The sequence below is a fragment of the Sphingomonas crocodyli genome (genome assembly GCF_004005865.1).
Classification (GTDB): Bacteria; Pseudomonadota; Alphaproteobacteria; order Sphingomonadales; family Sphingomonadaceae; genus Rhizorhabdus; species Rhizorhabdus crocodyli.
Map to the genome: position 1 here is coordinate 1555214 of NZ_SACN01000001.1, position 25058 is coordinate 1580271.

Here is a 25058-nt window from a genome sequence, read left to right on the forward strand (position 1 = left end):
GGCCGCCCGCTATCGCGGCAAGGTGCACCCTTACGATCCCCCCCTCCGCCTGATCCTCGATAGCGACGCGCTGGTCGCCAACTGGCGCTGGCTGGGCGCGCAGGGCGGGGCGCCGGCGGGGGCGGCGATCAAGGCGAACGGTTATGGACTGGGCGCACGCGAGGTCGTCGCGCGGCTGGCCGATGCGGGGTGTCGCGATTTCTTCGTCGCGACCTGGGGCGAGGCGCTGGCGGTGGGCGATCTGCCGCACGCCGCGTCGCTCGCGGTCCTCCACGGCGTCCGCGCCGCCGACATGGCGGTGGCGCTCGCCAGCCGGGCACGGCCCGTCCTCGTCAGTGCCGAGATGGTCGCGCGGTGGAAGGCGGCGGCGCCCGAGCGGCCCTGCGACGTGATGGTCGATACCGGCATGAACCGGCTGGGCCTGTCGATCGAGGAGGCGCGGTCGGGCCTGCTCGACGGGCTGAAGGTCGATACGTTGATGAGCCATCTCGCCTGCGCCGATGAAGTCGGGCACGCACTCAACGCCGTGCAGCTTGCGCGCTTCGCGGAACTGCGCGGGGCGATCGCGGCGCAGCGTTACAGCCTCGCCAATTCGGCGGGCATCTGCCTGGGCGCGGACTATGGCTTCGATCTGACCCGGCCGGGGCTTGCCCTCTATGGCGGCATACCGCGCGCCGAGGCGGAGGGGCATATCGCGCCGGTCGCGCGGGTCGAGGCGGAGATTTTGCAGGTGCGCGATGTGCCGGCGGGCGAGACGGTGGGCTATGGCGCGACCTTCACCGCGAACCGGCCGACGCGGATCGCGATCCTGAACCTGGGCTATGCCGACGGCTATTTCCGCGCCTTTGCGGGGCGGGGCGCTGCGCGCATCGGCGATCGCGTCCTGCCGCTGGCCGGGCGGGTGTCGATGGATCTGATCGCGGTCGATCTGGGCGATGCCGATCTGGGTGCGGGCGACTGGCTGGAGATCGACCATGATCTGCCCGCGGCGGCGGCCGCAACGGGCATGTCGCAATATGAGTTGCTGACAGGGCTAGGCTCCCGCTATCAGCGCGTCTGGAAATAGCACGGAAGTCCGCGATTTGAATGCCGTCATCGGATTGTTCGCCTCGATAGGCCGCTTGCTGATCGGGGCGCTCGCAGGGCTGGGCCGCCTCGCGATCTTCGCCTGGAAGACGATCAGCCACGCCGTCAGCCCGCCTTATTATCCGGGCCGCATCCTGGAACAGCTGATGCAGATCGGCTGGTTCTCGCTGCCCGTCGTCGGCATGACCGCGATCTTTTCGGGCGCGGCGCTGGCGCAGCAGACCTTCACCGCCGGATCGCGCTTCAATGCGACCGCGACGGTGCCCGCGATCGTCGTGCTGGGCATCGTGCGCGAACTGGGGCCGGTTCTGGTCGGCCTGATGGTCGCAGGGCGCGTATCTTCCGCAATGGCGGCCGAACTGGGCACGATGCGCGTCACCGAACAGCTCGATGCGCTCACCACCTTGCGCACCGATCCCTACCGCTACCTGATCGCCCCGCGCGTGATCGCGGCCTTGATCGCGATCCCGCTGATGGTGATCGTCGCCAATGCGATCGGCATTTTCGGCGGCTATTTCGTCGCGGTGTACAAGCTCGATTTCAACGCGGTCGGCTATCTCACCACCACGCGCAATTATCTGACCGCGACGGACATGCAGATGGCGGTCGTGAAATCGGCCTTCTTCGGCTTCTTCATCGCGCTGATGGGCTGTTATCACGGCTTCAACGCGCGCGGCGGTGCGGCGGGCGTGGGCCGGGCGACCACCGATGCGGTCGTCTCCGCCTTCATCCTGATCCTGTTGTCGAACATGATCATCACGCTGGTGGCGTTCGGCTGATGGCGGATCACAAGATCGTCCTCGACGGCATTTCCAAGACGTTCGGCGACAACCATGTCCTCGACGGCGTCAATCTGGAGATCGAGCGCGGGGAATCGATGGCCATTATCGGCCAGTCGGGCAGCGGCAAATCGGTCACGCTCAAGTGCATCCTCGGGCTGGTGAAGCCCGATCGCGGTTCGATCCGGATCGATGGGCAGAATGTCGTCGGGCTGCGCGGGCGAGATCTGGAAAAGATGCGCGCCAAGTTCGGCATGCTGTTTCAGGGTTCCGCCCTGTTCGATTCGCTGCCGATCTGGCGCAACGTCACCTTCGCGCTGACGCAGGGCAAGGCGCGCGACGCGACGAACATGCGCAAGATCGCTGCCGAGAATCTGGAGCGGGTGGGCCTGTCGTCCAAGATCCTCGATCTGCGGCCCAGCGAGCTTTCGGGCGGCATGCAAAAGCGCGTGGCGCTGGCCCGCGCGATCGCGCCGCGGCCGGAGATCATCTTTTTCGATGAGCCGACCACCGGGCTCGATCCGATCCGCGCCGACGTGATCAACGATCTGATCGTCAGCCTGGTCGAGGATCTGGGCGTCACCGCGCTCACGATCACGCACGACATGGCCTCGGCGCGCAAGATCGCGCACCGCGTGGCCATGCTCTATCAGGGCAAGATCATCTGGCGCGGCCCGCGCGACCGGCTGTACGACAGCGGCAACCCTTATGTGGATCAGTTCGTTCAGGGACGCGCCGAGGGGCCGATCCGCTAAAGATTGAACGAAGGTTTCGATTACTGAGACCTGACTTTCCAATTGGATCGATCAATTCGTCCTCGGCATATGCGTGTCATCGCATTGATCGAGGAGTGAAGCATGCTGGGCCGTGAAGTTCCCAACGTTACCCTGAAGACCCGCGTCCGCGACGAGAGTGTCGAAGGGCCGAATCCGTTCCGCTGGCAGGACGTCCAGACCGGCGATCTGCTGGGCAAGGGCCGCCAGGTCGTGTTCGCGCTGCCCGGCGCATTCACCCCCACCTGTTCGACCGAACAGTGCCCGGCTTATGAGCGCAGCTATGACGATCTGAAGGCCGCGGGTGCGGCGGAGGTTTACTGCCTCTCGGTCAACGACGCCTTCGTGATGTTCCAGTGGGGCAAGAATCTGGGCCTCAGCAAGACCAAGCTGCTCCCCGACGGTTCGGGCGATTTCACCCGCCGCATGGGCATGCTGATCAACAAGGATCATCTGGGCTTCGGCGACCGTTCGTGGCGCTATGCGATGGTGGTCGACAACGGCAAGATCGTCGCCTGGTTCGAAGAACCCGGCATCAACGACGATGGTTCGGACGAAGACCCTTATGGCGAGAGCGCGCCGGACAAGGTTCTGGAGTGGCTGAAGGCCAATCCGAAGTAACCCCAAACGAAGAAGGGCCGGTCATCGCTGACCGGCCCTTCCTATATCGTCATCCCGGCGGAGGCCGGGATCTCATGCGCAGCGAAGCGCGTGAGCCTCCTGAGATCCCGGCCTCCGCCGGGATGACGGGAACTTACCGCTCGATGCACATGGCGATGCCCATGCCGCCGCCGATGCACAGGGTCGCGAGGCCCTTCTTCAGGTCGCGCTTCTGCATTTCGTAGAGCAGGGTCGTCAGCACGCGGGCGCCCGACGCGCCGACCGGGTGGCCGATCGCGATCGCGCCGCCGTTGACGTTGACGATGTCGGGGTTCCAGCCGAGTTCCTTGCCGACCGACAGCGCCTGCGCGGCGAACGCTTCGTTCGCCTCGATCAGTTCGATGTCGTTGAGCGTCCAGCCCGCCTTTTGCAGCGCGATGCGCGTCGCGGGTGCAGGGCCGATGCCCATGATCGCCGGATCGACGCCACAGGTCGCCCAGCTGGCGATGCGGCCGAGGACGGGGGCGCCGCGATCGGCGGCGTCCTTGCCCGACATCACGACGATCGCGGCCGCGCCGTCGTTGATGCCGCTGGCGTTGGCGGCGGTGACGGTGCCGTCCTTCTTGAAAGCGGGCTTCAGGCCGGCCATCGCCTCGATCGTCGCGCCGTCGCGGATATATTCGTCATTCTCGACGATCGTGTCGCCCTTGCGGCCCTTGATCGTGACCGGGACGATCTCGTCCTTGAAGCGGCCCGCGGCGCGCGCGGCCGAAGCCTTGTTCTGGCTGGCGACCGCGAAGGCGTCCTGCTCCTCGCGCGTGACCTGATACTTCTCCGCCAGATTTTCGGCGGTGATGCCCATGTGATAATTGTTGAAGGCGTCGGTCAGGCCGTCATGCGTCATCGTGTCGATGAAGCTGACCGGACCCATCTTCACGCCGCCGCGCAGATATTGCGCATGCGGGGCCATCGACATGCTTTCCTGCCCGCCCGCGACCACGATGCGCGCGTCGCCGCAACGGATCGACTGTGCCGCCAGCGCCACCGCGCGCAGGCCGGAGCCGCACAGCTGGTTGATGCCGACTGCGGTCGCTTCCTGCGGAATGCCCGCCGCCATCGCCGCCTGACGCGCCGGGTTCTGCCCCTGCGCCGCGGTGAGGATCTGGCCGAGCAGGACTTCCTGCACTTCGGCCGGGGCGACGCCCGCCTGGATCAGCGCCGCTTCGATCGCGGTCTTGCCCAGCAGATGCGCCGGGGTGGTGCCGAAAGCGCCCATGAAACTGCCGACGGGGGTGCGCTTTGCCCCGGTGATGACGATGTCCATCCTGAAAGTCGCTCCTTCTTGCCGCATGAGCGAAGATTCTGTGCCTTCGTCTCGAATCGCGGTGCATTGCCCTGCGACGGGCGGGCCTATCAGTTCTTCCGCACCTGCGAAAGCCAATCACCAATTAGGGGCCATAAGGAGGTTTTGCCACGCCGGCCGACGATCATGCCGACATGGCCGTCGGACAGTTCGACCCGCTGGCCCCCGCGCCATGCGGTCGCGGCCGGGGTGATGCGATCGGTGGTGGAGGCGATGTTGAGGATGGGCATATCGAGCGTTTCGGGGCGGATGATGCGGCCGCCGACCTCCCATCGCCCTTCGCCGCTGGCATTGGCGGCCATCAGCCCTTCCATCAATTCGCGTGCGGCGGCAGCCGTCAGCGGCGCGCCGGCATTGGCCCAATCCTCGACTGCGATGAAATCCCCCTCCAGCGCCTTGTCCGGATCGAGCCGGCCGAAGCGGACGAATTTTTCCACCGTGCGCGCGGGATCGAGGCTCCAGAACGCCTGCTGCAGCACCTCCAGCGGCATCAGGCCCATCGCCTCGGCCGTGGGCTTCGCCTTCTCCCACAGCTCGCCCAGGCTGGCGCGCGATTCCGTCGGGAAACCGGCAAAATCCCAGGGGGCGGCGATCAGCGCCACGCCCGCCACCGGGCGCAGCGCGGCGGCCGCCAGCGCCATCGTGCCGCCCAGGCAATAGCCCGCGATCGCGGCGTCCGTGCCGATCGCGTCGATCAGGGGGAGGAGCAGGGTTTCGACATGCCCGCCGATCGTCAGATCGCGCTCATCGGGTTCGGGCGTGCCCCAATCGAGCAGCAGCGGGCGCAATCCTTCGCGCGCCAGCCATTGCATCAGCGAATTGTGCGGAGCGAGATCGAGGATTTCGGAACCGTTGATCAGCGACGGCACGAAGATCACCGGACGCCCGGCGCCGCCAAAGTCGCGCAGCGTGGCACGGCCGGCGCTGGCGACGATCGCGCCGCTTTGCCCGCGTTCCGGGCGTTCCGCCTGCTGATAGGTCTTCAATCCCTCCAGCGCGTGGCGCAGCCGTTCGGGCTGTCCTTCGGTTTCGCTGCGCAGCATGTGCAGGAACAGGGGCAGGGGGCGCGGCCTGTGTTGCGGCGCGGCAAGATTCGGTGCTATGGCTTCTATCATCAGTCAGACGCGCATTTCGAAAGGTGGGGGAGCATGGCGAAAGCGACGGACGGCACGGGCACGGTCATCATCAAAAAATACGCCAATCGCCGGCTCTATAATACCGAGACTTCCAGCTACATCACGCTCGATCATCTGGCGACGATGACGCGCGAAGGCCGCGACTTCAAGGTCATCGACGCGAAGACCGAAGAGGACATCACCCACAACGTCCTGACCCAGATCATCATGGAAGAAGAGACGCGCGGCCAGACGATGCTGCCGGTCAGCTTCCTGCGCCAGCTGATCGCGCTTTATGGCGATTCGATGCAGTCGATGGTGCCGCAATATCTCGAAGCGTCGATGGATGCGTTCCGCCGCAACCAGCAGCAGTTCCGCAGCGCGATGGAAGGCGCCTTTTCGGGCGGCCCCTTCGCCGAGATCGCCAAGCGCAACATGGCGATGTTCGAAGCCGCCGCCTCGGCCTTCCAGCCCAAGGGCGGCAAGGCCCCCGAAGCGCCCAAGCCGGGTGCTGCGACTGAGGACAAGGCGAGCGAGGTCGACATCCTCAAGGCGCAGCTTGCCGCCATGCAGGCGCAGATCGACAAGCTGAAGTAAGATTACCTTTCATCCTCCCCCGCCAGGGGGAGGTGTCAGCGCAAGCTGACGGAGGGGGAGGACGCGAGCCGCTGGTTGGCCGTATCCTCCCCCTCCGTCGCTTTCAGCGCCACCTCCCCCTGGCGGGGGAGGATCAGATCAGGGCTTCACGAACTTGAGCAGGAAGCGGTCGCTTTCGCCGATCGCCTGATATTTGGCGCGGTCCTTGTCGCCCAGCTTGTAGGTGGGGGGCAGGGTCCAGACGCCGTCGGGCCAGTCGTGCGTGTCCTTGGGGTTCGCGTTGACCTTCGATTCGCCGACCAGCTTGAAGCCTGCGGCGGTTGCGAGGCGGATCACGGTCGATTTCTTGATATAGCCGCTCGATTTTTCCAGCGCGCTGTCCTTGTCTTCAGGCAGGCGATGATCCTCGACGCCCAGGATGCCGCCGGGCTTGAGCGCGGCGAAGAAATCGCCGAACGCCTTCGCCGCGACCGGCTCGCCCGCCATGATCATGTTGTGGACGTTGCGGAAGGTGAGCACGCGATCCGCAGTGCCCGCCGGGATCGTGCTGGGCGCGGTGGCGCTGAACGCGTGGACGGTGACGGGGCCCCAGAAGCCGACATTCTTTTCGGCCAGCGCCTTGAAGTTCGCGGCGCCCTTTTCACCCGGCATCGCGATATAGCTGCCCTTTTCGCGCAGCATCGGGGCGAGGATCGCGGTGAACCAGCCGCCGCCCGGCTGATATTCGACCACGGTCTGGGTCGGCTGCACCTCGAAGAACTCCAGCGTTTCGACCGGGTGGCGATATTTGTCACGCGCGCGATCGGCCTCGCTGCGCTGCGGATCGGCCACCGCCGTCAGCAGGCCCGGATTGGGCAGCGGCTTGGCTGCGATCGTAATGGCGGGCACCGCGACCAGAGCGGCGGCGGCGAGAAGAAGATGGCGCAAACTGTATCTCCCCATTGAAGCGACGCGCCATCATGGCGCATGGGGCCGAACGTGCAATCCGACTATGCGATCCCTACGCTGATTTTAGCCGCGCTGACCATCTTTACGATGATCGGGGAGCGCGTGGCGATGCGCCGGCGCGTGCCGGGCGGGCGACCCGGCCTGATCCCCTGGTCGTTGCTGACGATCCTGCTGCTGATCGTCACCGCCTTCCTGGTGGCGACATGGGTGCGTGAGGGGTAAGGATTCTCGCACGCGAAGGGGGACGATCGATGCTGAAGCTGCTTATCGGGAACAAGGCCTATAGCAGCTGGTCGCTGCGCGGGTGGCTGGCACTCAAGCAATCGGGGCTGCCGTTTGAGGAAGAGGTCGTCTCGCTTTATGGCGAGAGCTGGGAAAGCCGCCGGCTCGAAGCCGATTTCGCGCCGTCGAACGGCAAGGTGCCGATCCTGTGGGACGGCGACATCGCGATCTGGGAATCGACCGCGATCATCGATCATCTGGCGGACAAGGTGGGCGTCGACCGCTACTGGCCAGCCGATCCCGCCGCGCGCGCCTTTGCGCGTTCGATCGCGGCGGAGATGCATGCGGGCTATTCGGCGCTGCGCAGTCACTGCACGATGAACCTGCGCCACGTCTATCCGTCCGAACCGCTGCCGCCTGAGGTCGAGGCCGATGTGCAGCGGATCACCTCGCTGTGGGATCAGGCGCGGACGCGCTTCGGGGGCGGCGGCGATTTCCTGTTCGGGGCGTTCGGCGCGGCGGATATCATGTTTTCGGCGGTGGTGACGCGCTTCCGCACCTATTCGATCCCGATCCCCGCGCTGGCGGCGGATTATTGCGAGGCGGTGCGCGCGCATCCGTTCATGGTGGAGTGGGCCGAGGGCGCGGCGCGGGAGACGTGGGTGATCGAGAAGTTCGAGCGGGCCTGAACCCAATCCTCCCCCGCCAGGGGGAGGTGTCAGCGTAGCTGACGGAGGGGGAGGGTGGCGGCTAACTGGCGTCTCGTATCCTCCCCCTCCGTCGCCTTCGGCGCCACCTCCCCCTGGCGGGGGGAGGATCAATTAGTACGTCGTCCCGTCCCTGCGCTGATACGCGCCATCGCTCAGGTGCATGTCGATGTCGGGATAGTGGCAGTCGGTCGCGCTGGGCCGCCCGACCGCGACGAACACGCAGTCGGCGTCGCTTTCGTTGATCAGGTGGTGGCCGTTGCCGTCGCCCTTGGGGAAGGCGAGGATGTCGCCGGGGCGGACAGGCGTGCGGCCATTGTCGTCGATCAGCACCGCTTCGCCCGCGATCATCACGACGATTTCGTCCTCGCCCTCATGCCAGTGGCGCTGGCTGGACCAGCCGCCGGGCTTCAGCACGACATGGCTCGCGCCGAAATCGGTGATCCCGCCGGCGGGGGCGAGGCGGCGGTAGAAGCGGCCCTGCACGTCGTTCGAATAAGGCGGCGGATAGCCGGTGGCGTTCGTCTGTGGAACGGCGTCAAGATCGATGCGCGGCATATGGTTCTCCCGCGCATATGGTGGCACAGCGGGGCAGGAAGGGAAGGGCGATGCTGCTTCGGGGGATGCTGTGTCTGATCGCGGTCGCGCTGGCCGTGCCCGCTGCAGCGCGCGAGACGGGGCGGCGGGCGACGCTGTCCGGCAAGATCGATCCGAACAGCGATTATGCGAAGTTCGTTCGCCGTCTGCGCGATGGCGATACGGCGATCGATTATGCGGCCTTCCGGCTGAGCTTTACGAAGCTGCCGGACTATGACGGGCTCGACCGGCTCGATACTGCGCCCGCTTATGCCGCGCTGCGCGAGAGGAAGGTCGGCCTCGCGCTCGATATCGCGGTGAAGCGGCTCGATGTCGCTTATGTCGATATCGACGCGCATCTGATCGCGGTTGCGGTCTATCGGATGATGGGCCTGCCCGACAAAGCCGAGGAGGCGACCGCGATCGCGCGTGGCCTGATGACGGCGCTGCGCGCGACCGGCGACGGGAAGGGGCCGCAGACCGCCTACAGGCCGATCCTGCTGGGCGAGGAATATCTGCTGGCCAACGCATCCGGCCTGCGCGTCGCGGGGCGCGAGGAACTGCGCGGGCATGACGTGCTGCGCGTCGTCGATCCCAAGACGGGCGCAAAGTCCGACATCTGGTTCGACAGCGCAGGCTTTTCGGCTAATACGCCCGCGCCCGCACCATAGAGGTTCCATGTCGCTCGACCCGCTCGCCCTTGCCGAACGCCTGATCGCCTGCCCCAGCGTCACCCCCGCCGATGCGGGTGCGATGGGCGTGCTGGGGAGTGCGCTGGAGGGGATCGGTTTCACCGTCCACCGCTTCGCGGCTGGCGAGGCGCCCGACGGGCCGATCGAGAATCTGTTCGCAATGCGGGGCCACGGCGCGCCGCACTTCGCCTTTGCGGGGCATACCGATGTGGTGCCCGCGGGGGATGGATGGTCGGCCGATCCGTTCGTGCCCGCGATCCGGGGCGACCTGCTCTATGGGCGCGGCGCGGTGGACATGAAAGGGGCGATCGCCGCCTTCGTCGCCGCGGCCGATCGCGTGTCGCAGCATCAGGGTACGCTCAGCCTGATCATCACGGGCGATGAGGAAGGGCCGGCGACCTACGGCACCGTCGCCCTGATCGACTGGATGAATGCGCGCGGCATCCGGCCCGATCTGTGCCTTGTCGGCGAACCGACATCGACCCATCGGCTGGGCGATATGGTCAAGATCGGGCGGCGCGGTTCGGTCAATATCTGGATCGAAGTGCCGGGGACGCAGGGGCATGTCGCCTATCCGCATCTCGCCGACAATCCGGTGCCGCGTCTGATCGCCGCGCTCGATGCGCTGGCGAAGCTGCACCTCGACGACGGCAATGACTGGTTCCAGCCGTCGAACCTCGAGATCACCACCGTCGATGTCGGCAATGGCGCGACCAACCTGATCCCCGGCGCGGCGCGCGCGCGGATCAACATTCGTTTCAACGACGAACATCGCGGTGCGGAGCTGATCGCCCGGGTCGAGGCGATCGTGAAGGACCATGCGCCGACCGCGAATGTGCGCGGGATCGTTTCGGGCGAAAGTTTCGTCACGAAGCCGGGCGCGCTGTCGACGTTGGTCGCAGACGCGATCCGCGAGCGCACAGGCATCGATCCCGAACTGTCGACGACGGGCGGGACGAGCGACGCTCGCTTCCTCTCGCGGCTGTGCCCGGTTGTCGAGTTCGGCCTGCCCAATGCGACGATGCACAAGCTCGATGAGGCCGCGGCGGTGGCGGATATCGAGGCGCTCGCGGATATCTACGCGGATATCATCCGGGCGGCGCTCAAATAGCGTCATCCCGGCGGAGGCCGGGATCTCAGGAGAGATGCGCTGGGCTAGAGACGCCTGAGATCCCGGCCTCCGCCGGGATGACGGTTACGGAATCGGATCGGGCAGTTTCGGCATCGGCGGGAGTTTGTGGCCGAACTGGAGGTAGGGGATCAGCGAATTGTTATGCTCGCGGATTTCCTTGATCTTGCCGCCTTCGATGCGGATCAGGAAATGATAGTCGTTGGCATAGATGCTGCCATCGATCAGCGGGCCTTCGCCGCTGGTTTCCACCGCGACGCGATCCTCGTCCGCAGTGACGTTGCGGATCACCATCCTGAACGGACCCGCGCGCACCGCGCGGAAGGCGTTGGCGACCTGAAGGAAGGTCTCGCGATCGAGCACGCCGCGTCCCGGCACCCACCAGGTGATATCGTCGGCGAGCAGGCTCATGTCGCGCTCCCCCGACGAAATCGAATTGATGAAGCGGATCGCGAGGTCTTTGTTCTCCGCGACGCCCATAGTCCCCTCCGTGGCTGTTATTCTCCAGCCATATAATCGGCGAAGGCCTGCTGCCAGTCGGGGTGCCAGCGCGATAATGCAGGACGGTTCTCGATGATGTCGCCCATCGCCCAGGCCATGCGCTTCTGATTCATCTCGCGGGTGACGTCATTGTCGGGGCAGAGGATGTAGAAATCGCCCGCCGCGATGCGATCGATCATGAAGTCGGCGACCTGCTCGGCGCTCCACGCTCCCGCCGGCTTCACGGTCGCGCCGCCGCGCTGGGTCATGCCGGTGAAGGTGTAGCCGGGGATGAGCAGGTGGGCGCTGATCCGGTCGCCCGTTTGTTCGCGCAGCGAGTGCGCCAGCCCCTCGGTCAGCGCCTTCACGCCGGACTTGGCGACATTGTAGGCGGTGTTGCCGGGCGGCTGGGTGATGCCTTGTTTCGAGCCGGTGTTGATGACGATGCCCGGCTTGTCGCCGGCGATCATCGCAGGGACGAACGCCTGCACGCCGTTGAGCACGCCCATCAGGTTGATCGCGATCGTGCGATCCCAGATGTCGGCGGCCGAAAGGCTGTCCGCCCCGCCGTGGATCGCGGCATTGTTCATCAGCAGCGCGACGGGGCCGAAGCGGTCGCGCACGTCCGTCGCCAGCTTTTCGACCGCAGCACGATCGCTCACATCGACGACGAAGCCGGTGCCGATGCCCTTGGCCGCCTCGATCACGCCGGGGGCGCTGTCGACCAGACAGATTGTCATGCCCTTCGCCGCAAGCCGTTTCGCGACGGCAAGCCCGATGCCGCCTGCCGCGCCGGTGACGACCGCGACATTGCCGGGGGAGATCGCGTCCATTGGCCGATCCTTTCGTGCTGGGGAAAGCTGGTACGGGCGGTCGGACTCGAACCGACATGTTGTTGCCAACGGCGGATTTTGAATCCGCTGCGTCTACCATTCCGCCACGCCCGCAGCTGGAAGGATCGATCCTCTAGGCAAAGCTCGGGCCGATTGCCAGTGTGGAATTAAGATATCGTGCGTCACCCCGGCCTTGTGCCGGGGTCCACCATGCCGCATGCCCTGCGCATATTTCTCATGCCCTACGCCTGCCGCCCGGTGGACCCCGGCACAAGGCCGGGGTGACGGAGTGGGGCTGGCTTGGTTCGATCTGCAAATCGCAAAGGTTCACGCCGCGCAACGGGACAGAATGATCGCCTGATCCGGCTGGGAATCTTCATCCTGTGGCTCGCATTGGTCGCGGTGCAGATCGCGCATCATGCGGTGTGGCGGGACGAGGTGCGCGCGCTGTCCTTCGCGTTGCAGGGCGACGATGTGATCGCGATGTGGCGGGGCTTACGAGGCGATGCGCATCCGGTTTTGTGGCATCTGATGCTGCGCGGGGCCTATGCGCTGACCGGGCGGATGGAGGTGCTGCAGGGGCTGGCGCTGTTGGTCGCGAGCGGGGCGATGGCGCTGCTGTTGTGGCGCGCGCCCTTCCATTGGGCGATCATCGCGCTGTTCGCCTTCGGGCATGCGGCCTTCTTCGAATATGCGGTGATCGCGCGGAATTACGGTATCTCGATGCTGCTGCTGTTCGTGGTCGCGGCGCTGTGGCGATGGCGGGGGCGGGGCATCACGATCGGGCTGCCGCTGGCGCTGCTCGCCAATACCAACGTCCATTCGGCCTTCCTCGCCTGCCTGATCATGGGCGTATGGCTGTTCGATCGCGGGCGCGAGGCGGGCAGCGGGCGGGTGAAGGCGATCAATGCGGTGCTGGTCGCGCTGGGCGTGATCGCGGCGTTCCTGACCGTCTATCCGACCTTCAACGATGCGGTGACCGATGCGCAGCCGCCGCGCACTTTGATCGACCTCGCATGGGCCGTGGCGAATCCGGCGCCGTGGTTTGCGGAGATGATGCTGCGCCCGCCGACCAAGCTGCTCGCCCCACTGGGGATCGTGCCGGGCGCGTGGCTCGGCTGGGCGATGTCGGCGCTGATGTTTGTCAGCCTGTTGAGCTTCGTGCGGCGGCCGATGCTGCTACTCGCGGGGGCGCTTTCGCTGATCGGGCTGACCCTGCTGTTCTGCGGGGTCTATATCGGTTTTTATCGGCATGAGGCGCTGTGGATGCTGTTCATGCTCACGCTCGCGTGGATCGGCTGGGATGCGCGCGTGCGGCGGGGCGTGGTCGAAAAGGTCGGCTGGGGCGCATTCGCGATCATCCTCGCGCTGCAGGTGCCGAGCGGGATCAAGGGCGTGGTCGAAGCCGTCACCGGCGCGCCGCCCTTCAGCCGCAGCCGGGAGGTCGCGCGCTTCATCAAGACGCGGCCGGTGCTGCACGATGCAATCATCATGGGCGATCCCGATCACCTGATGGAGCCGCTGCCTTATTATCTCGACAATCCGATCTATCAGATGCGGCAGGGGCGGTTCGGCAAGATCGTGCCCTTCACCCGCAAGGCGCGCGGCGATCTCGCCCTCGACGATTTCGTGGCCGAGGCGCGGGCGCTGCAGAAGTCACAGGGGCGGCCCGTGCTGATCCTGATGCGTCACAAGCTGGACCCGGATGCGGCGGGCGAGGTGATCGAAGAAGGCTATGGCTGGACGATCGATCTGCGCCGCGATCAGGTCCGCCGCTTCCTGTCCGCAACGCGGCGCATCGCCAGCTTCCCACAGGCGAAGGGCGATGAATATTACGATGTCTATTGGGTGAAGGAGCGGGGGTAGGCGCCCTACGCCTCGTCATTGCGAGGAGCCGCAGGCGACGAAGCAATCCAGGCCCGCACGCGAGAAGGCGCGCGACCTGCTCCAGTGCGGGCCTGGATTGCTTCGCTACGCTCGCAATGACGAATTAGAGGAAGGCTCAGGCCGCGCGGCGGTGTTTGCGGGCCTTGTCGAGCTTCTTGAGGACCATGTCGCGCTTCAGGCGCGAGAGGTGGTCGATGAAGAGAATGCCTTCGAGATGATCCATCTCGTGCTGCAGGCAGGTCGCGAGCATGCCTTCGATCTTCTCTTCGTGCTTCGCGCCATTCTCATCGAGCCAGCGGGCGTGGACGATCGCGGGGCGCTCGACCTCGGCATATTGATCGGGAACCGACAGGCAGCCCTCATTATAGACCGAGAAATCGTCCGACGGATCGAACAGTTCGGGGTTGATGAAGACCAGAGGCTTGCGGATCGGCTTGCCCTCCGCATCTTCCTCTTCCTGCAGGTCGATCACCAGCACGCGCTTGGGCTCGCCGATCTGGATCGCGGCCAGGCCGATGCCCGGCGCATCGTACATCGTTTCGAACATATCGCCGATCAGCACGCGCAGATCGTCGTCGACCGTCTCGACCGGGGTCGAAATGGTGCGCAGACGCGCGTCGGGCGCTTCAAGGATCGGACGGATAGCCATGCCGCTCAGCTAGGTATTGCGGGGCGAATCGTCAAGTTATCCTCCCCGGTGCGGGGAGGGGGACCGGCGCAGCCGGTGGAGGGGGCGGGAGGCACGCGTTGCGCTTGTGGCCAGCCCCCTCCGTCGCCTTCGGCGCCACCTCCCCGTACCGGGGAGGATTTTATGTGACCGGGCGCCGCGCCCTGAGCGCCTGCGCGAGCGTGCCTTCATCGAGATAGTCGAGTTCGCCACCCACGGGCACGCCATGCGCAAGCTGCGTCAGGCGCACCGGCAAGGCTTCAAGCCGATCGGCGACATAATGCGCGGTTGTCTGCCCTTCGAGGGTCGCGTTGGTGGCGAGGACGACCTCGTCGATGCCGCCCGCCGCGACGCGAGACACGAGCGCGTCGATCGACAGATCCTCGGGCCGCACGCCTTCGAGCGCGGAAAGTCGCCCGCCCAGCACATGATAGCGGCCGGGGAACAGGCGCGATCGATCGAGCGCCCACAGATCGGCCACCTCCTCGACCACGCACAGCATCCGGGTGTCGCGGCGCGGATCGGCGCAGATCGCGCAAGGGTCGCTGGTGTCGACATTGCCGCAGGTCGAGCAGCTCGTCAGCCGTTCGTTCACGCGTTCGAGCGCATGGAGCAACGGGGTGAGCGCCGCTTCGCGCTTCTTGAGCAGGTGGAGCACCGCGCGGCGGGCCGAACGCGGCCCAAGGCCGGGGAGCCGCGCCAGCGCCTGCGTCAGGGCTTCGATCTCGGGAGATGCCATGCGGATAGCGATATGGGCTTGCATATGGGGCGTGCAAGCGTTTCAGAAGCGCGATGCGTATCGCCTTCATGGGAACCCCCGATTTCGCCGTGCCGACGCTCGACGCGCTGGTCGCCGCCGGGCACGACATCGTCGCCGTCTATTGCCAGCCGCCGCGGCCCGCGGGGCGGGGCAAGGGGTTGCGCGCTTCGCCGGTGCAGGCGCGGGCCGAGGCGCTGGGGCTGCCGGTCCGCTATCCGGTGACGTTGCGCGATGCGGACGAGCAGGCGGCGTTTGCGGCGCTCGATCTTGATGTCGCGGTGGTGGCGGCCTACGGCCTGATCCTGCCGATGCCGATCCTGGAGGCGCCGCGCCTGGGCTGCCTGAACGTCCACGGATCGCTGCTGCCGCGCTGGCGCGGGGCGGCGCCGGTGCAGCGTGCGATCCTGGCGGGGGATAAGACGACGGGCGTCATCATCATGCAGATGGAGAAAGGGCTCGATACCGGCCCGATGCTCGCGACCTTCGAAACGCCGATCGACGGGAAGACGGCGGGCGACCTCACCACCGAACTGGCCGAGGGCGGGGCAAAGCTGATGGTCGAAGTGCTGGCCGACATCGCGGCTTTTCCGCCGGTCGTGCAGCCCGAGGAGGGCGTCACCTATGCTGCGAAGATCGACAAGGCCGAGAGCCGGATCGATTTCACCCAGCCTGCCGCGCAGGTCGAGCGGCAGATTCGCGCGTTCAACCCGGCGCCCGGCGCATTCTTCGAACTGAACGGTGAACGCATCCGCATCCATGCCGCGACGATCGAAGCCGGGGAGGGTGCGCCCGGCACGGTCATCGACGACGCATTGCTGATCGCCTGCGGTGAGGGCGCGATTCGGCCGAGCCGCGTCCAGCGCGCGGGCAAGGCGGCGATGGGCACCGACGAATTGCTGCGCGGCTTTTCGATTCCCGTCGGCACATCGATCGCATGACGCGCTTCCGCCTGACGGTCGAATTCGACGGGCGGCCGTTCATGGGTTGGCAGCGGCAGGCGCACGGCCCCAGCGTCCAGCAGGCGATCGAGGATGCGGTGGCGAGCGTGACGGGGGAGGATGTCGTCCTGCACGCCGCCGGGCGCACCGATGCGGGCGTCCATGCCCGCGCGATGACGGCGCATGTCGATGTCGCGAAGGATATCACGCCGTTCCGGCTGATGGAGGCGATCAACGCGCGCATCCGCCCCGCGCCGGTCGCGATTCTGGAATGTGCGGTCGTGCCCGACGACTGGCATGCCCGCTTCTCCTGCCTTGGGCGGCGCTACATTTATCGGATCGTCAATCGTCGCGCGCCGCTGACGTTCGAGCATGGGCTGGCGTGGCGGGTGGCGAACGAACTCGATGCGGGCGCGATGCATGAGGCCGCACAGCGGCTCGTGGGCCTGCACGATTTCACCACCTTCCGATCGGCGCACTGCCAGTCCGAAAGCCCGGTGAAGACGCTCGACCGGCTCGACGTGCGGCGCATCGGTGACGTGATCGAGATCGAGGCGGCGGCGCGATCGTTTCTGCACCATCAGGTGCGATCGATGGTGGGGTGCCTGATGCTGGTCGGGCAAGGGCGCTGGAGTGCGGACGATGTGTCCGACGCCCTGGAGGCCGCCGATCGTGCGGAATTGGGCCTCAACGCGCCGCCGGACGGGCTGTATTTTGTCGAGGCCAAATATCCTCCCCGGAACGGGGAGGGGGACCGCGAAGCGGTGGAGGGGGCGGGAGGCTAGGCGCGGCGCCTGGGGCCAGCCCCCTCCGTCGCCTTCGGCGCCACCTCCCCGTGCCGGGGAGGATTTAAATAGAAAACGGGCGCCCCTTCCGGAGAAGGAGCGCCCGCTGAAGTTCTTCAGAACGACCCCGTGCGGGGCCGAACGATTACTTCTTCGCCGCTTCGGCGTCCGCAGCGTTCTCGACCGCGTCAGCCGCGTTCTCGAGGCTGCTCTCGACCGCCTCGTTCGAGGTGGCGTCAGCGGCGTTCTCAAGCGCGTCGGCGGTGTTTTCCAGCGCGGCGACGTTGTTGTCGATGGCGTTCTCGGCAGGCGTCTGCTTGCTGCAGGCGGCGAGCGCGATCAGGCCAGCAGCGGCGACGACAAAGCTCAGCTTCTTCATTCGAGCAGCTCCCATAGCATTCTTATAAGGTTCGGCTCGAATGCCGACCCAGCGGGTGACATACCGTGCCCCAAATCCGCGTCAATGCGAAAAGTGAATGATCCTAGAATGTAACGACCCCTTGGCACTCACGCGGACTCACCGCAAACGCCCGTTTTCCGCCAAGGTTCCGAAGAATTTTGTGCGCTGCAACTATTGCGCGGCGATTTCGTCGACCGGCAGCTTTTCGGCCAGCGACATGCGATCGAGGATATTGGCGGTTTCGTCACGCACGGCCAGCATCGCGGCGCGCAGGCGGCATTCCGCCTCGCTGATGCAATTGTCGCACGGCGTATAAGCCAGCCGCGCGGCGCACGGGACGAGCGCGAGCGAGCCGCGTGTGGCGCGCACGATATCGCCATAGGTGATCTGATCGGGCGATCGGGCGAGCCAGTAGCCGCCTTCCTTGCCGCGCATCGTTTCGACGAAACCCGCGCGCTTCATCTCCGACAGGATCACCGTCAGGAACTTGGACGGAATATTCTGGGTTTCGGCGATCTCGGTCAATTGGACCGGGCCTTCGCCAAAGCGGTCGCCCAGATGGAGCAACGCGCGGATCGCATATCGGGTACGTTGAGACAGCACGCGTCGCTTTAGGCGCCAAGGCGCCCCGATTGCAAGCCAGACGGTAGAGAATGGGGCGACCGACGGGGATTGAACCCGCAACCTCCGGTACCACAAACCGGTGAGCCTGTGCCAAACATGCCAGTTTTAGTGGCATATGCTTTTCGTCCGTTCCCGCCTTGTCTCGCCATGTTCCTGAAATGTCCGGTTCATCTGTTCGGAGTGAACGGGGGAGCACTGGTATGATCTCTGCCCAGAAATCGTGCTTGACCGACTCCAATGAAATGTTCCACATTTGTTCCCATGTAGCCAAGGAGGCTCCCATGAGCAGCAACGGACTTATCCCCGGCGTCGAGCCGATCAGTGACGACCTGCGCCCGGTCTATGACTATCAGGTGATCGAGAACTATAGCGGCGACGGACATGCGCTGTTTCGCGGTCGCGGTCATGCGGCGTTCGGCCGCCGGATCGATGGCGTGTTCTACGAAATCACGGACACGGATCGGATCCCGCTTGATTGGGAGCCGGTGATGTTTGCCCCAATCGCAGATGAGGACGTGGGCGCGTTCCTTTTCGGGCTATGAGCGGGCGCTGCCTTCTCTGCACCACGAACGACCGCGAAGCCCTCGTCGATCAGCTGGCCACGAAGATGTGGGACTATGCTCGGCGGGGCACGATGGACGATGCGCCATTCGCCGACGCTGGCGCCCACTGGAATCACATCTTTCGTCAGTATGCCCGAGCGTTTGTCGACATTGCTAGGGCCGGCAATGGATGAAGCGATTGCGGTGCTCCAGGCGGCCGTCGATCGCGCGAAAGCTGGGCAACAGGATGGCGCCGACGTTCGCCTGGCGCTGCGCGTCCTGCGACTGTTCGGCATTCCCCAGAGCGACCTTCGCTACTTCTGGGATGCGTGCACGACGGAGCATGAGATTGGCCGATCCCAGAATATGTCCGCGGCGATGAGGCGTATCGAGCGCGTGCGCAAAGGCTTGCCGGTGGAGCGATCATGATCATCACGACCGAGGCCGACAAGGAATGGACGGTCGAACTGGCATCGCACAAGCGCGGGTGGTGGGCGGCCGGCTATATCTATCGAGGTAAGTTAGGGACGCATCAGGGGCAGTTTGTACCCGTCCATCACTGCCCCACCGTTGAAGGGGCTCGCGCATACGCTCAAGCTATGCTGGGCGGGCTGTCCCGCTTCGAAGCGCGGGACGTAGCGCAGACGGCTTAGCCCCCGTCCCGCTCGCGATCTTCGCGCTCCCGGCGCTTGCGCTCGCGACGTTCGGCAAGCGCGTCGATCACGACAGGAGCCGCGGCCTTGGCGATCTTGCCAAGAAGCTTGCCGATGTTCATTTGGCCTCCGGGTCAGAAATAGGTGGGGACGCCTTCGCCTGCTGCTCGACAAGGGACGCATTCCGCTCGGCCAATTCGCCGCCGCCCTTGGTTGCGGCATACGCCCACGCCACCACGTCCTTGATGAAAGCGCCGACGATCAGGGTGGCGACGGTCTTGAAATATTCGTCCTGACGCAGTTCGGGGAGCGCGGCGAGCATGACCAACACCATGACGACCAGCGCATAGACGCCGATACCGATCCATCCTCGGGCGTCAGGGCGGGGCAGGGTCACGACAGGACCCCCATCGCTTTCGCATAGAGCGACTTCACATGATCGAGGCCGATAGATCCGCCGTTCGTAATCTTGCGCGCGCCAGCCAAATCCCCGACATCAACGCGATCCATGACCTTGCCGAGTTGATAGAACTCCAAGGCGATCAGGAGCGACAGGGCGGGGATGGCGGCCGCTTCCGGGTTCGTGTCGAGGCCAAGCCCAAGGCGCCGGTCGTAGCGGACATAGTTGTCCTTGCCGGTAAGCTGCAGCATGCCACGGCCACGATACTTCCAACCGTCGCCGGGGGCGTCATTGCCCATCCGCCCGCCATAGGCTTTCTCTGCGATCTGCTCGGGCTTTCGGGCATAGAGTGGAGCGCTGGCAGGGGTGAAGCGCGAGGGCCAGGTGCGGACCAGAGCCTCCGCCGAATAGTTCAGGTTCTCGTCAAAACGGGTGAAACTGCCGGTTTCGTTCGCCGTCTCAGCCAGCAACCAGGCGAGCCGCTGGGGCTTGTCCATGCCGTAGGTGGGCAGATGGACGGCTGCGGAGTTGCCGATAGAGCGCAGGACGTCATCCGGCGCGCGGCCTGCCATGAAGGCAAATAGGGCAGTGTAGGTGTTGCGCCCGTCGATCCCGTCAGGGGTAAGGCCAAGGCGCTTCTGGATAGGCCGCCAGTCTATCATCAGAAGCCACCTGCGAGCTTGGCGACTGCGACCACGCCGCCAGCGCCGATAAAGCCGATCAGCGCCCACAGCGCTTTCATCACGCCCATTGCGCCCTTGCGCTGCTCGCGATCGCTTTCCAGCGCGTTCAATCGGGCCTCGTGCGCTACGAGCTTTTCAGGGATGCCAGCCATCACCAGCGGTGTGACCTCGTTCGCAATCGCATGAACACGGTCCCTAAGTCGGATCGTCTCCTCGGCAGCATGGTCCATCTTGTCGACGAGGCGGTCGATCTTGCCTTCAAGACGCACGAACCCCGCCTCTATATTGCCGGGGAAAGATGAGACCTGCTCAGACACGTCAGCAGCACGCCGCGCTTCGGGTCCGCTGGGGCTGAAAGTAGAGCATCGGCGATCCCTCTAGGTTTCGCCGAGGCTATGTCCTTGATGCCGCGTCAGTTACCGCCGTCAGCTGGCAGGCGGTCCGTCATGTCATGCCTCCACGTTGGTCACGGCCGACCAGTCGATCGCGGCCGCCTCATCCATGATCTTGAGATTGTCGGTGTTCGCGATCGTGCGCTTGGCGGCCATTCGAGCGCCCTCGATCGCCGCGCCGACTACCGCCCATAGGTCCGCCGCCGCCACGACAGCCGCAGCGAGGTCCGCTACGCTCTGCCCGGTAGCTGCCGCCTCGGCCTCAAGCATCGGGCCGAGTTCGCCGTCCGCTAGATAGGCGCGCGCCTCCTGCTCCTTGCGCAGATAGGTCATCGCCATCCCTGCGCCGGGGGTGATGAAGCGCATGCGCTCAGCCTCGGCTTCTTCATCGACGCGAGCGGATAGGAATGCACGAACGGGATCGAGGGTGAGGACACTCACCATCCCGCCCCCCGGCGCGGCAACCCATTTCTGGGGGTCTTCGAGGCATTCGATCAGCGCGAGGTCGGGGCGGTTGATAAGCTGGGCGTTCAGGTTTGCGTGATCGCAACTCCCGCAGCCCGCAAAAACACCATCTGAGCGCCGATATTTGACGAAATAGGTCAACGCTTGGCTCCTTGGACATAGGTGATGTCGCTGGCCATCGTTATCGACGGCGGCGCGAACCATTCGAGGCTGATAGAGTGCGTGCCTGCGCCAAGAGACAGCGCGGCAACACATGGCACTGCCACCTGCACCGCGCCGCCGCCGACGGAACCCACGACGCTCCCATTGACGCGAATGCGCAGTTCGAAGGCCACGCCGGTTGCCACATAAACCTGCGTGACGACCGTGCTGATGAACACCACGCCCGCCTGATCAAGCGTGATGCCGCCGCTGACGATTTCCTGATAGGTGCCGTCGCCAACGTGAGACCCGCCGCTTGAGATGACGAGCGGGACCGTCACGGCGTTGCCGGCAAGTTTCAGCGTGTCGATCGCCGCGTTCTGGATCTGAACATTCTTGATCCGGACGTTCGAACCGACGACCTGGAACGGCAGTTCGGTGAACACGCCCGACTTGCCGATCCCGAAATAGTCGACGTTGAAGATGGCGTCGCCGCGCGAGCCGTTGTTGTTGAGGACGAATCCGGTCCAGTAGCCGCCAACGCCAATCTCCACACCGTAGCGGCCGAACAGCGTGTTCACGTCGCCGTTGAGCGTGCTGATCGCGGTCGAATGGCTGGATACGGTGACGCCCTGCACCGAGACGGTCGACGACAGGCTGGCGTAGTTCATCGTCAGCGTGGTCAGCGTCTCAAAGCTCTGCGTAATGCTGGCCTCACCGGAATAGGCCGACATGGTGCTACCCAGCTCTACCTTGATCCGGCGCACCGCCTTATAGGCCAGCCCAGTCACGCCCGTATCGGCCACATAAATCGCCGCCTTCACGGCCCCAGGCGGTGCAATGACAGTGACGCGCGACCGTTGATCCAACGTAGTCGGGAAGCTGGTCCCGCGAATTGCTTGCGCCGTTGCGCTATATCCGACGCTCGGCAGAATGGCGCCGCTCGCGTCTCGCCAAGTCAAACCTACGTAGTAAATACCGGTATCGGCAATGAAGTACAGATCGGCGGACGGTGTATAGGTTTCACCGGGCGTCACGTCGAACAGCGGCCCATGCATATAGCTGTCAACGGATGAATAAACGTGAGCAGGCTGGCCCGCTGGGTTCAGGGCAAAGCCCGCGCCACTATATCCTGCTAGACCGTCTTCGAAGCCGCCGTTTGGCGCAAGATTGGCGCTCGATGCGGTGACGGTGGTCGTCAGGGTTGCCACCTGCCCGGAAAGCGTGCCAGTCGTGGATTGCAGCGTCGTGATCGATGCCCCTTGCGCGCTGACCGTCGATTCGAGCGTTGACTGCGCGCCCTGCAGGGTCGTGATCGCGGTCGCGTTCAGGCTGATGTTAGCGTTGGCCGTCGACAGGTCGGTCGTGATCTGCGCGACGTCCGTGTCGAGCGTGTCGATCGCCAGTTGCTGCGTTTCGATCGAGGTCTCGGCCGCGCCTACACGCGTGGTGATGCTGGCAAGGTCGCCTTCGACATTGCTTACGGCGGTCCACAGCGAACTGATCCCGGAGTTCGCGGTGGCAATACCGGTTTCGAGCGTGGAGATGTCGCCTTCGGCTGCGAGGATGCGCGCCTCAAGCTCGTCGATCGGGACGCTGATCGTGCCCTCGATCTCGTCGATCCGCTCCTCGGCCTCCGCAATGGCGATCAACGCGGCGGCGGTGTCAGCCTGCAACTGCGCCAATTCGGCCGCTTCATCGGGCGCCATGCCGAAGGTCGCGCCAGGTTCGGCCGGCTTGAGCGCCTCGATCGTCGTCCCGTCGGCATATTCGACAGAGCCGTCATAGAGCGCGCGTATGTAGGGTGCGTTGGTCGGATCGTAGCGGGTGGGCGGCGCGGCCTCGACGCCGGCGCGGTCGTCCTGCTCCCAGCGGTATATCTCGTTCGATTCCTCGCGCAGCACCATCGGACAGGAGCCGGTGATCGAGATAAGCTGCGCCTCGACGCGGAACGGCTTGTTCACCCATCCTGCGGCGGAAAGGGTAACGCGCACGATGTCCCCGACTTTGGCATTCCACGCGCGGGCGCCGAACTCGGCCGAGAACTTGCCGCGATACTGGCGGCGCTGCAGAACCTGCTTGGCGATGCGCTGGGCGCGTGCCACGCCATCGATCAGCGGCAGATCGAGCGGGAGGACGCGATCGACGCCATCGTTTGCGGCGATCCGGACTTCGGGATAGTCCACAAGCTGATAGAGGCTGTTCGCCGACGGGTCGACGTAGCGACCGCGCACGACGTTGTAAGTCTGTTCCAGATCCTCGACGGGTTCCCAGGTGCCGGGGCCGAGGATGTCATCGTCGGTCAAGTCGACGGCGACGTCCGCAAGGTCGTTGTGGCGGACGATAAGCTCGAGTTTGCCGCCCGCGTCGCGGATCGCTCCGTTGCACGCGGTGCATTGCGCATCTAGGACAGCGGCGGGCTCCATGTCCTCGCCAAAGACACCGGCACCGGTGTATCGCTTTTCCGTCGAGCCGTCGGCGCGCAGGATGTCCTCGTCGCACAGGTTGGCGGCGGTGATGTAGCTGGCGAGGTTAATGCGCTGGGGCGGGGTGCCGGGTCCGACCGATAGCTTGCCGTTGATCCGCCAGCCCAGCTGATAGGTCAGCGTCTGCAGCGCAAGGTTCCGGCCTTGGCCCAACCCGCTCGCCGTGAACGCCCAGGTCGACTGATCATTGGCGCGCTGCGAACCCGATCCGCCGGGGACGGTGCTATCGAACCGCGGATCATAGACGGGAGCGCCGTTGCCCACGATCGTGAGGCGCGAGGACAGGCCCGAGACGAACGGGCTTTCCGCCTTCTTCGAGTTGCCCGTTCGCTTGATGCGAACGTGGATGTAGGCGCAGCCGGTGAGGCGCCGGGTCGATCCCCACTTTAGGCCGCCATTGATGGGAACGGTGTTGAGCGCGTTGCCTTCAAGGACGGGGGTTACGGTCAGATAGCCCGCATACTTGCCCTGCGGCCCCGTTCCCGGCGTCCACGCGAGGAGGTCGTCGATCCATAGCTCGTCGATCGAATCCACGCGGTGGGCGGCACAGGCGATGATGTAATCGACATATTCCTGATCGGTGCCGCTTGGCTCGACGTAGCGGATGTCCGAGCCGAAAGGGCCGCGGCCGAAGACGAACTTGCGCGACGCACTCGGATTGATCGAGGCGCTAAGGCGATCGAGTTGGGATAAGGTGGCCTTGGGAGATTTAGGACCAAGGGCTCCGCCCGCCACGCCGAGCGCCGCAGTCACGCCGAGTGATGTGACCGCCGTGACAAACCCCGAGCCGATCGCAACGGCCGTGGCGGCGCTTGCCGACGTGCCGAGGAAGACCGACGCGCTGATCGCCTGACCGACGCCGGGAATGACATTCACGGCGATTGCGCCCGCGATCAGGAGCGGGGTAAGAACCTTCTTCGACATTATCGCAGACCGCAGCGCATGGCGGCAAGATGGTGGTATCGGGCACTACGTCCCGTTACCGCCGTCACATCGGCGTGAAGCGGGCGGGCCGTATGTTAGGCGGCGGGAGTTAAGACAGAATGCGTCGACTTTTGCTACTTGCCGCTATCCCCGTCGTCACAGCAGCTGATGCCCCTCCGCGCACGATCGATTTGGTCCTGAACACGGCGCAAACGATCGAGATCGTTCAGGCATGCATCCAGCGCGATCTCAGCCGCAGCGCCACGGTTAATGCTATCCCGGCCCCTGACGGTGTTGATCTCGATGTCCAAATGCGGGGCTTCATAGCGCCCCCAGGGAAGGCTTTCGCGAGCTTCCAGCTTCGCCGAACCGGCGAACGCACAGCCTTCACTGTCGCATATCGCCATCCTT

Annotated in this window: 32 protein-coding genes and 1 tRNA gene; 15 read left to right on the forward strand and 18 right to left on the reverse strand. The window is 65.2% G+C overall.

Translation table 11 applies throughout. From position 1 onward, the window contains the following. The first annotated feature begins 22 nt into the window (after positions 1-22). From alr to EOD43_RS07290, 4 genes are all read left to right on the forward strand, one after another. A complete protein-coding gene (gene alr, locus EOD43_RS07275; RefSeq protein ID WP_127742485.1) occupies positions 23-1066 on the forward strand; it encodes an alanine racemase in 1044 nt (347 codons plus the stop codon). Positions 1067-1082: 16 nt separating this feature from the next. Beyond that, positions 1083-1865 carry an MlaE family ABC transporter permease gene (locus EOD43_RS07280; protein WP_127742487.1) on the forward strand — a complete coding sequence of 261 codons (783 nt, stop codon included), beginning with the start codon at positions 1083-1085 and terminating at the stop codon, positions 1863-1865. Beyond that, positions 1865-2620 carry an ABC transporter ATP-binding protein gene (locus EOD43_RS07285; protein WP_127742489.1) on the forward strand — a complete coding sequence of 252 codons (756 nt, stop codon included), beginning with the start codon at positions 1865-1867 and terminating at the stop codon, positions 2618-2620. Before EOD43_RS07280 ends, EOD43_RS07285 begins: the two co-directional genes overlap by 1 nt. 102 nt (positions 2621-2722) lie before the next feature. Further along, positions 2723-3259 (forward strand): peroxiredoxin, encoded by a 537-nt coding sequence (locus tag EOD43_RS07290; protein ID WP_127742491.1) that lies wholly within the window; start codon positions 2723-2725, stop codon positions 3257-3259. 133 nt (positions 3260-3392) lie between these two features. Here the strand turns inward: EOD43_RS07290 and EOD43_RS07300 are convergent, their stop codons facing one another. Together EOD43_RS07300 and EOD43_RS07305 are read right to left on the reverse strand one after the other, a co-directional pair. Then, the gene (locus tag EOD43_RS07300; protein WP_127742495.1) at positions 3393-4562 is read right to left on the reverse strand and encodes an acetyl-CoA C-acetyltransferase; all 1170 of its coding nucleotides are present in this window, start codon (positions 4560-4562) and stop codon (positions 3393-3395) included. 89 nt (positions 4563-4651) lie between these two features. Next, the gene (locus EOD43_RS07305; RefSeq protein WP_338068990.1) at positions 4652-5716 is read right to left on the reverse strand and encodes an alpha/beta fold hydrolase; all 1065 of its coding nucleotides are present in this window, start codon (positions 5714-5716) and stop codon (positions 4652-4654) included. Positions 5717-5749: 33 nt separating this feature from the next. Between EOD43_RS07305 and phaR the strand changes: the two genes are divergently transcribed. Further along, complete coding sequence (gene phaR / locus EOD43_RS07310; protein WP_127742499.1) at positions 5750-6313, forward strand: polyhydroxyalkanoate synthesis repressor PhaR; 564 nt, start codon at positions 5750-5752, stop codon at positions 6311-6313. A 138-nt stretch (positions 6314-6451) separates the two neighbouring features. On the opposite strand, the gene EOD43_RS07315 is transcribed toward phaR, so the two are convergent. After that, positions 6452-7255 (reverse strand): class I SAM-dependent methyltransferase, encoded by an 804-nt coding sequence (locus tag EOD43_RS07315; protein WP_420822436.1) that lies wholly within the window; start codon positions 7253-7255, stop codon positions 6452-6454. A gap of 36 nt (positions 7256-7291) precedes the next feature. Here EOD43_RS07315 and EOD43_RS07320 point away from each other — a divergent pair, with 36 nt between their 5' ends. Continuing rightward, positions 7292-7483, forward strand: a complete 192-nt coding sequence (locus EOD43_RS07320) for a hypothetical protein (RefSeq protein WP_127742503.1) — start codon at positions 7292-7294, stop codon at positions 7481-7483. Between the two features lie 29 nt (positions 7484-7512). Beyond that, on the forward strand, positions 7513-8172 hold the full coding sequence (locus tag EOD43_RS07325; RefSeq protein ID WP_127742505.1) for a glutathione S-transferase family protein: 660 nt from the start codon (positions 7513-7515) through the stop codon (positions 8170-8172). Between the two features lie 132 nt (positions 8173-8304). Here the strand turns inward: EOD43_RS07325 and EOD43_RS07330 are convergent, their stop codons facing one another. Further along, positions 8305-8748 (reverse strand): cupin domain-containing protein, encoded by a 444-nt coding sequence (locus EOD43_RS07330; protein WP_127742507.1) that lies wholly within the window; start codon positions 8746-8748, stop codon positions 8305-8307. Between the two features lie 50 nt (positions 8749-8798). Here EOD43_RS07330 and EOD43_RS07335 point away from each other — a divergent pair, with 50 nt between their 5' ends. Together EOD43_RS07335 and dapE are read left to right on the forward strand one after the other, a co-directional pair. Further along, complete coding sequence (locus tag EOD43_RS07335; protein ID WP_164857141.1) at positions 8799-9437, forward strand: DUF4919 domain-containing protein; 639 nt, start codon at positions 8799-8801, stop codon at positions 9435-9437. A gap of 7 nt (positions 9438-9444) precedes the next feature. Next, on the forward strand, positions 9445-10569 hold the full coding sequence (gene dapE, locus EOD43_RS07340) for a succinyl-diaminopimelate desuccinylase (protein ID WP_127742511.1): 1125 nt from the start codon (positions 9445-9447) through the stop codon (positions 10567-10569). A gap of 84 nt (positions 10570-10653) precedes the next feature. Here dapE and EOD43_RS07345 read toward each other — a convergent pair whose 3' ends face one another. From EOD43_RS07345 to EOD43_RS07355, 3 genes are all read right to left on the reverse strand, one after another. After that, positions 10654-11067, reverse strand: coding sequence for a nuclear transport factor 2 family protein (locus EOD43_RS07345; protein WP_127742513.1), 414 nt, complete (start codon positions 11065-11067; stop codon positions 10654-10656). 17 nt (positions 11068-11084) lie between these two features. Continuing rightward, positions 11085-11900: an SDR family NAD(P)-dependent oxidoreductase gene (locus EOD43_RS07350; protein WP_127742515.1), complete on the reverse strand. Its 816-nt coding sequence runs from the start codon at positions 11898-11900 to the stop codon at positions 11085-11087. A gap of 28 nt (positions 11901-11928) precedes the next feature. Next, positions 11929-12014 (reverse strand) — tRNA-Leu (locus tag EOD43_RS07355). A 186-nt stretch (positions 12015-12200) separates the two neighbouring features. On the opposite strand from EOD43_RS07355, the gene EOD43_RS07360 reads away from it, so the two are divergent. Next, positions 12201-13766 (forward strand): hypothetical protein, encoded by a 1566-nt coding sequence (locus EOD43_RS07360; RefSeq protein ID WP_127742517.1) that lies wholly within the window; start codon positions 12201-12203, stop codon positions 13764-13766. A 136-nt stretch (positions 13767-13902) separates the two neighbouring features. Here the strand turns inward: EOD43_RS07360 and def are convergent, their stop codons facing one another. Next, positions 13903-14436, reverse strand: a complete 534-nt coding sequence (def, locus tag EOD43_RS07365; RefSeq protein WP_127742519.1) for a peptide deformylase — start codon at positions 14434-14436, stop codon at positions 13903-13905. Between the two features lie 160 nt (positions 14437-14596). Further along, positions 14597-15193 carry a recombination mediator RecR gene (gene recR / locus EOD43_RS07370; protein WP_127742521.1) on the reverse strand — a complete coding sequence of 199 codons (597 nt, stop codon included), beginning with the start codon at positions 15191-15193 and terminating at the stop codon, positions 14597-14599. Between the two features lie 53 nt (positions 15194-15246). Between recR and fmt the strand changes: the two genes are divergently transcribed. Continuing rightward, positions 15247-16152 carry a methionyl-tRNA formyltransferase gene (fmt, locus tag EOD43_RS07375; protein ID WP_127742523.1) on the forward strand — a complete coding sequence of 302 codons (906 nt, stop codon included), beginning with the start codon at positions 15247-15249 and terminating at the stop codon, positions 16150-16152. Then, entirely contained in the window at positions 16149-16937 is a 789-nt protein-coding gene (gene truA / locus EOD43_RS07380) for a tRNA pseudouridine(38-40) synthase TruA (RefSeq protein WP_127742525.1), read from the forward strand. Before fmt ends, truA begins: the two co-directional genes overlap by 4 nt. Before the next feature lie 145 nt (positions 16938-17082). Here the strand turns inward: truA and EOD43_RS07385 are convergent, their stop codons facing one another. Both EOD43_RS07385 and EOD43_RS07390 read right to left on the reverse strand, forming a co-directional pair. Beyond that, a complete protein-coding gene (locus tag EOD43_RS07385; protein ID WP_127742527.1) occupies positions 17083-17316 on the reverse strand; it encodes a hypothetical protein in 234 nt (77 codons plus the stop codon). Positions 17317-17508: 192 nt separating this feature from the next. After that, positions 17509-17940, reverse strand: coding sequence for an RrF2 family transcriptional regulator (locus EOD43_RS07390; protein ID WP_127742529.1), 432 nt, complete (start codon positions 17938-17940; stop codon positions 17509-17511). A gap of 302 nt (positions 17941-18242) precedes the next feature. Between EOD43_RS07390 and EOD43_RS07395 the strand changes: the two genes are divergently transcribed. The 3 genes from EOD43_RS07395 to EOD43_RS07405 all read left to right on the forward strand — a co-directional run bounded on the left by EOD43_RS07395 (position 18243) and on the right by EOD43_RS07405 (position 19156). Beyond that, positions 18243-18503, forward strand: coding sequence for a hypothetical protein (locus EOD43_RS07395; RefSeq protein ID WP_164857142.1), 261 nt, complete (start codon positions 18243-18245; stop codon positions 18501-18503). A 186-nt stretch (positions 18504-18689) separates the two neighbouring features. Then, complete coding sequence (locus EOD43_RS07400) at positions 18690-18932, forward strand: hypothetical protein (RefSeq protein WP_164857143.1); 243 nt, start codon at positions 18690-18692, stop codon at positions 18930-18932. Further along, the gene (locus EOD43_RS07405) at positions 18929-19156 is read left to right on the forward strand and encodes a hypothetical protein (RefSeq protein ID WP_127742535.1); all 228 of its coding nucleotides are present in this window, start codon (positions 18929-18931) and stop codon (positions 19154-19156) included. The genes EOD43_RS07400 and EOD43_RS07405 overlap by 4 nt, the downstream gene beginning before the upstream one ends. Here EOD43_RS07405 and EOD43_RS24045 read toward each other — a convergent pair. From EOD43_RS24045 to EOD43_RS07435, 7 genes are all read right to left on the reverse strand, one after another. Next, complete coding sequence (locus EOD43_RS24045) at positions 19153-19278, reverse strand: hypothetical protein (protein ID WP_276318185.1); 126 nt, start codon at positions 19276-19278, stop codon at positions 19153-19155. The two genes, EOD43_RS07405 and EOD43_RS24045, sit on opposite strands and share 4 nt — an antisense overlap. Beyond that, a complete protein-coding gene (locus EOD43_RS07410; RefSeq protein ID WP_127742537.1) occupies positions 19275-19553 on the reverse strand; it encodes a hypothetical protein in 279 nt (92 codons plus the stop codon). Before EOD43_RS07410 ends, EOD43_RS24045 begins: the two co-directional genes overlap by 4 nt. Continuing rightward, on the reverse strand, positions 19550-20218 hold the full coding sequence (locus EOD43_RS23885; RefSeq protein WP_206363501.1) for a glycoside hydrolase family 19 protein: 669 nt from the start codon (positions 20216-20218) through the stop codon (positions 19550-19552). The genes EOD43_RS07410 and EOD43_RS23885 overlap by 4 nt, the downstream gene beginning before the upstream one ends. Continuing rightward, complete coding sequence (locus EOD43_RS07420) at positions 20218-20556, reverse strand: hypothetical protein (protein WP_127742539.1); 339 nt, start codon at positions 20554-20556, stop codon at positions 20218-20220. Before EOD43_RS07420 ends, EOD43_RS23885 begins: the two co-directional genes overlap by 1 nt. A 132-nt stretch (positions 20557-20688) precedes the next feature. Then, entirely contained in the window at positions 20689-21237 is a 549-nt protein-coding gene (locus EOD43_RS07425) for a hypothetical protein (RefSeq protein ID WP_127742541.1), read from the reverse strand. After that, entirely contained in the window at positions 21234-24647 is a 3414-nt protein-coding gene (locus EOD43_RS07430; protein WP_127742543.1) for a phage tail protein, read from the reverse strand. The genes EOD43_RS07425 and EOD43_RS07430 overlap by 4 nt, the downstream gene beginning before the upstream one ends. 134 nt (positions 24648-24781) lie before the next feature. Then, positions 24782-25054: a hypothetical protein gene (locus EOD43_RS07435; RefSeq protein WP_164857144.1), complete on the reverse strand. Its 273-nt coding sequence runs from the start codon at positions 25052-25054 to the stop codon at positions 24782-24784. Between the last annotated feature and the right edge of the window lie 4 nt (positions 25055-25058).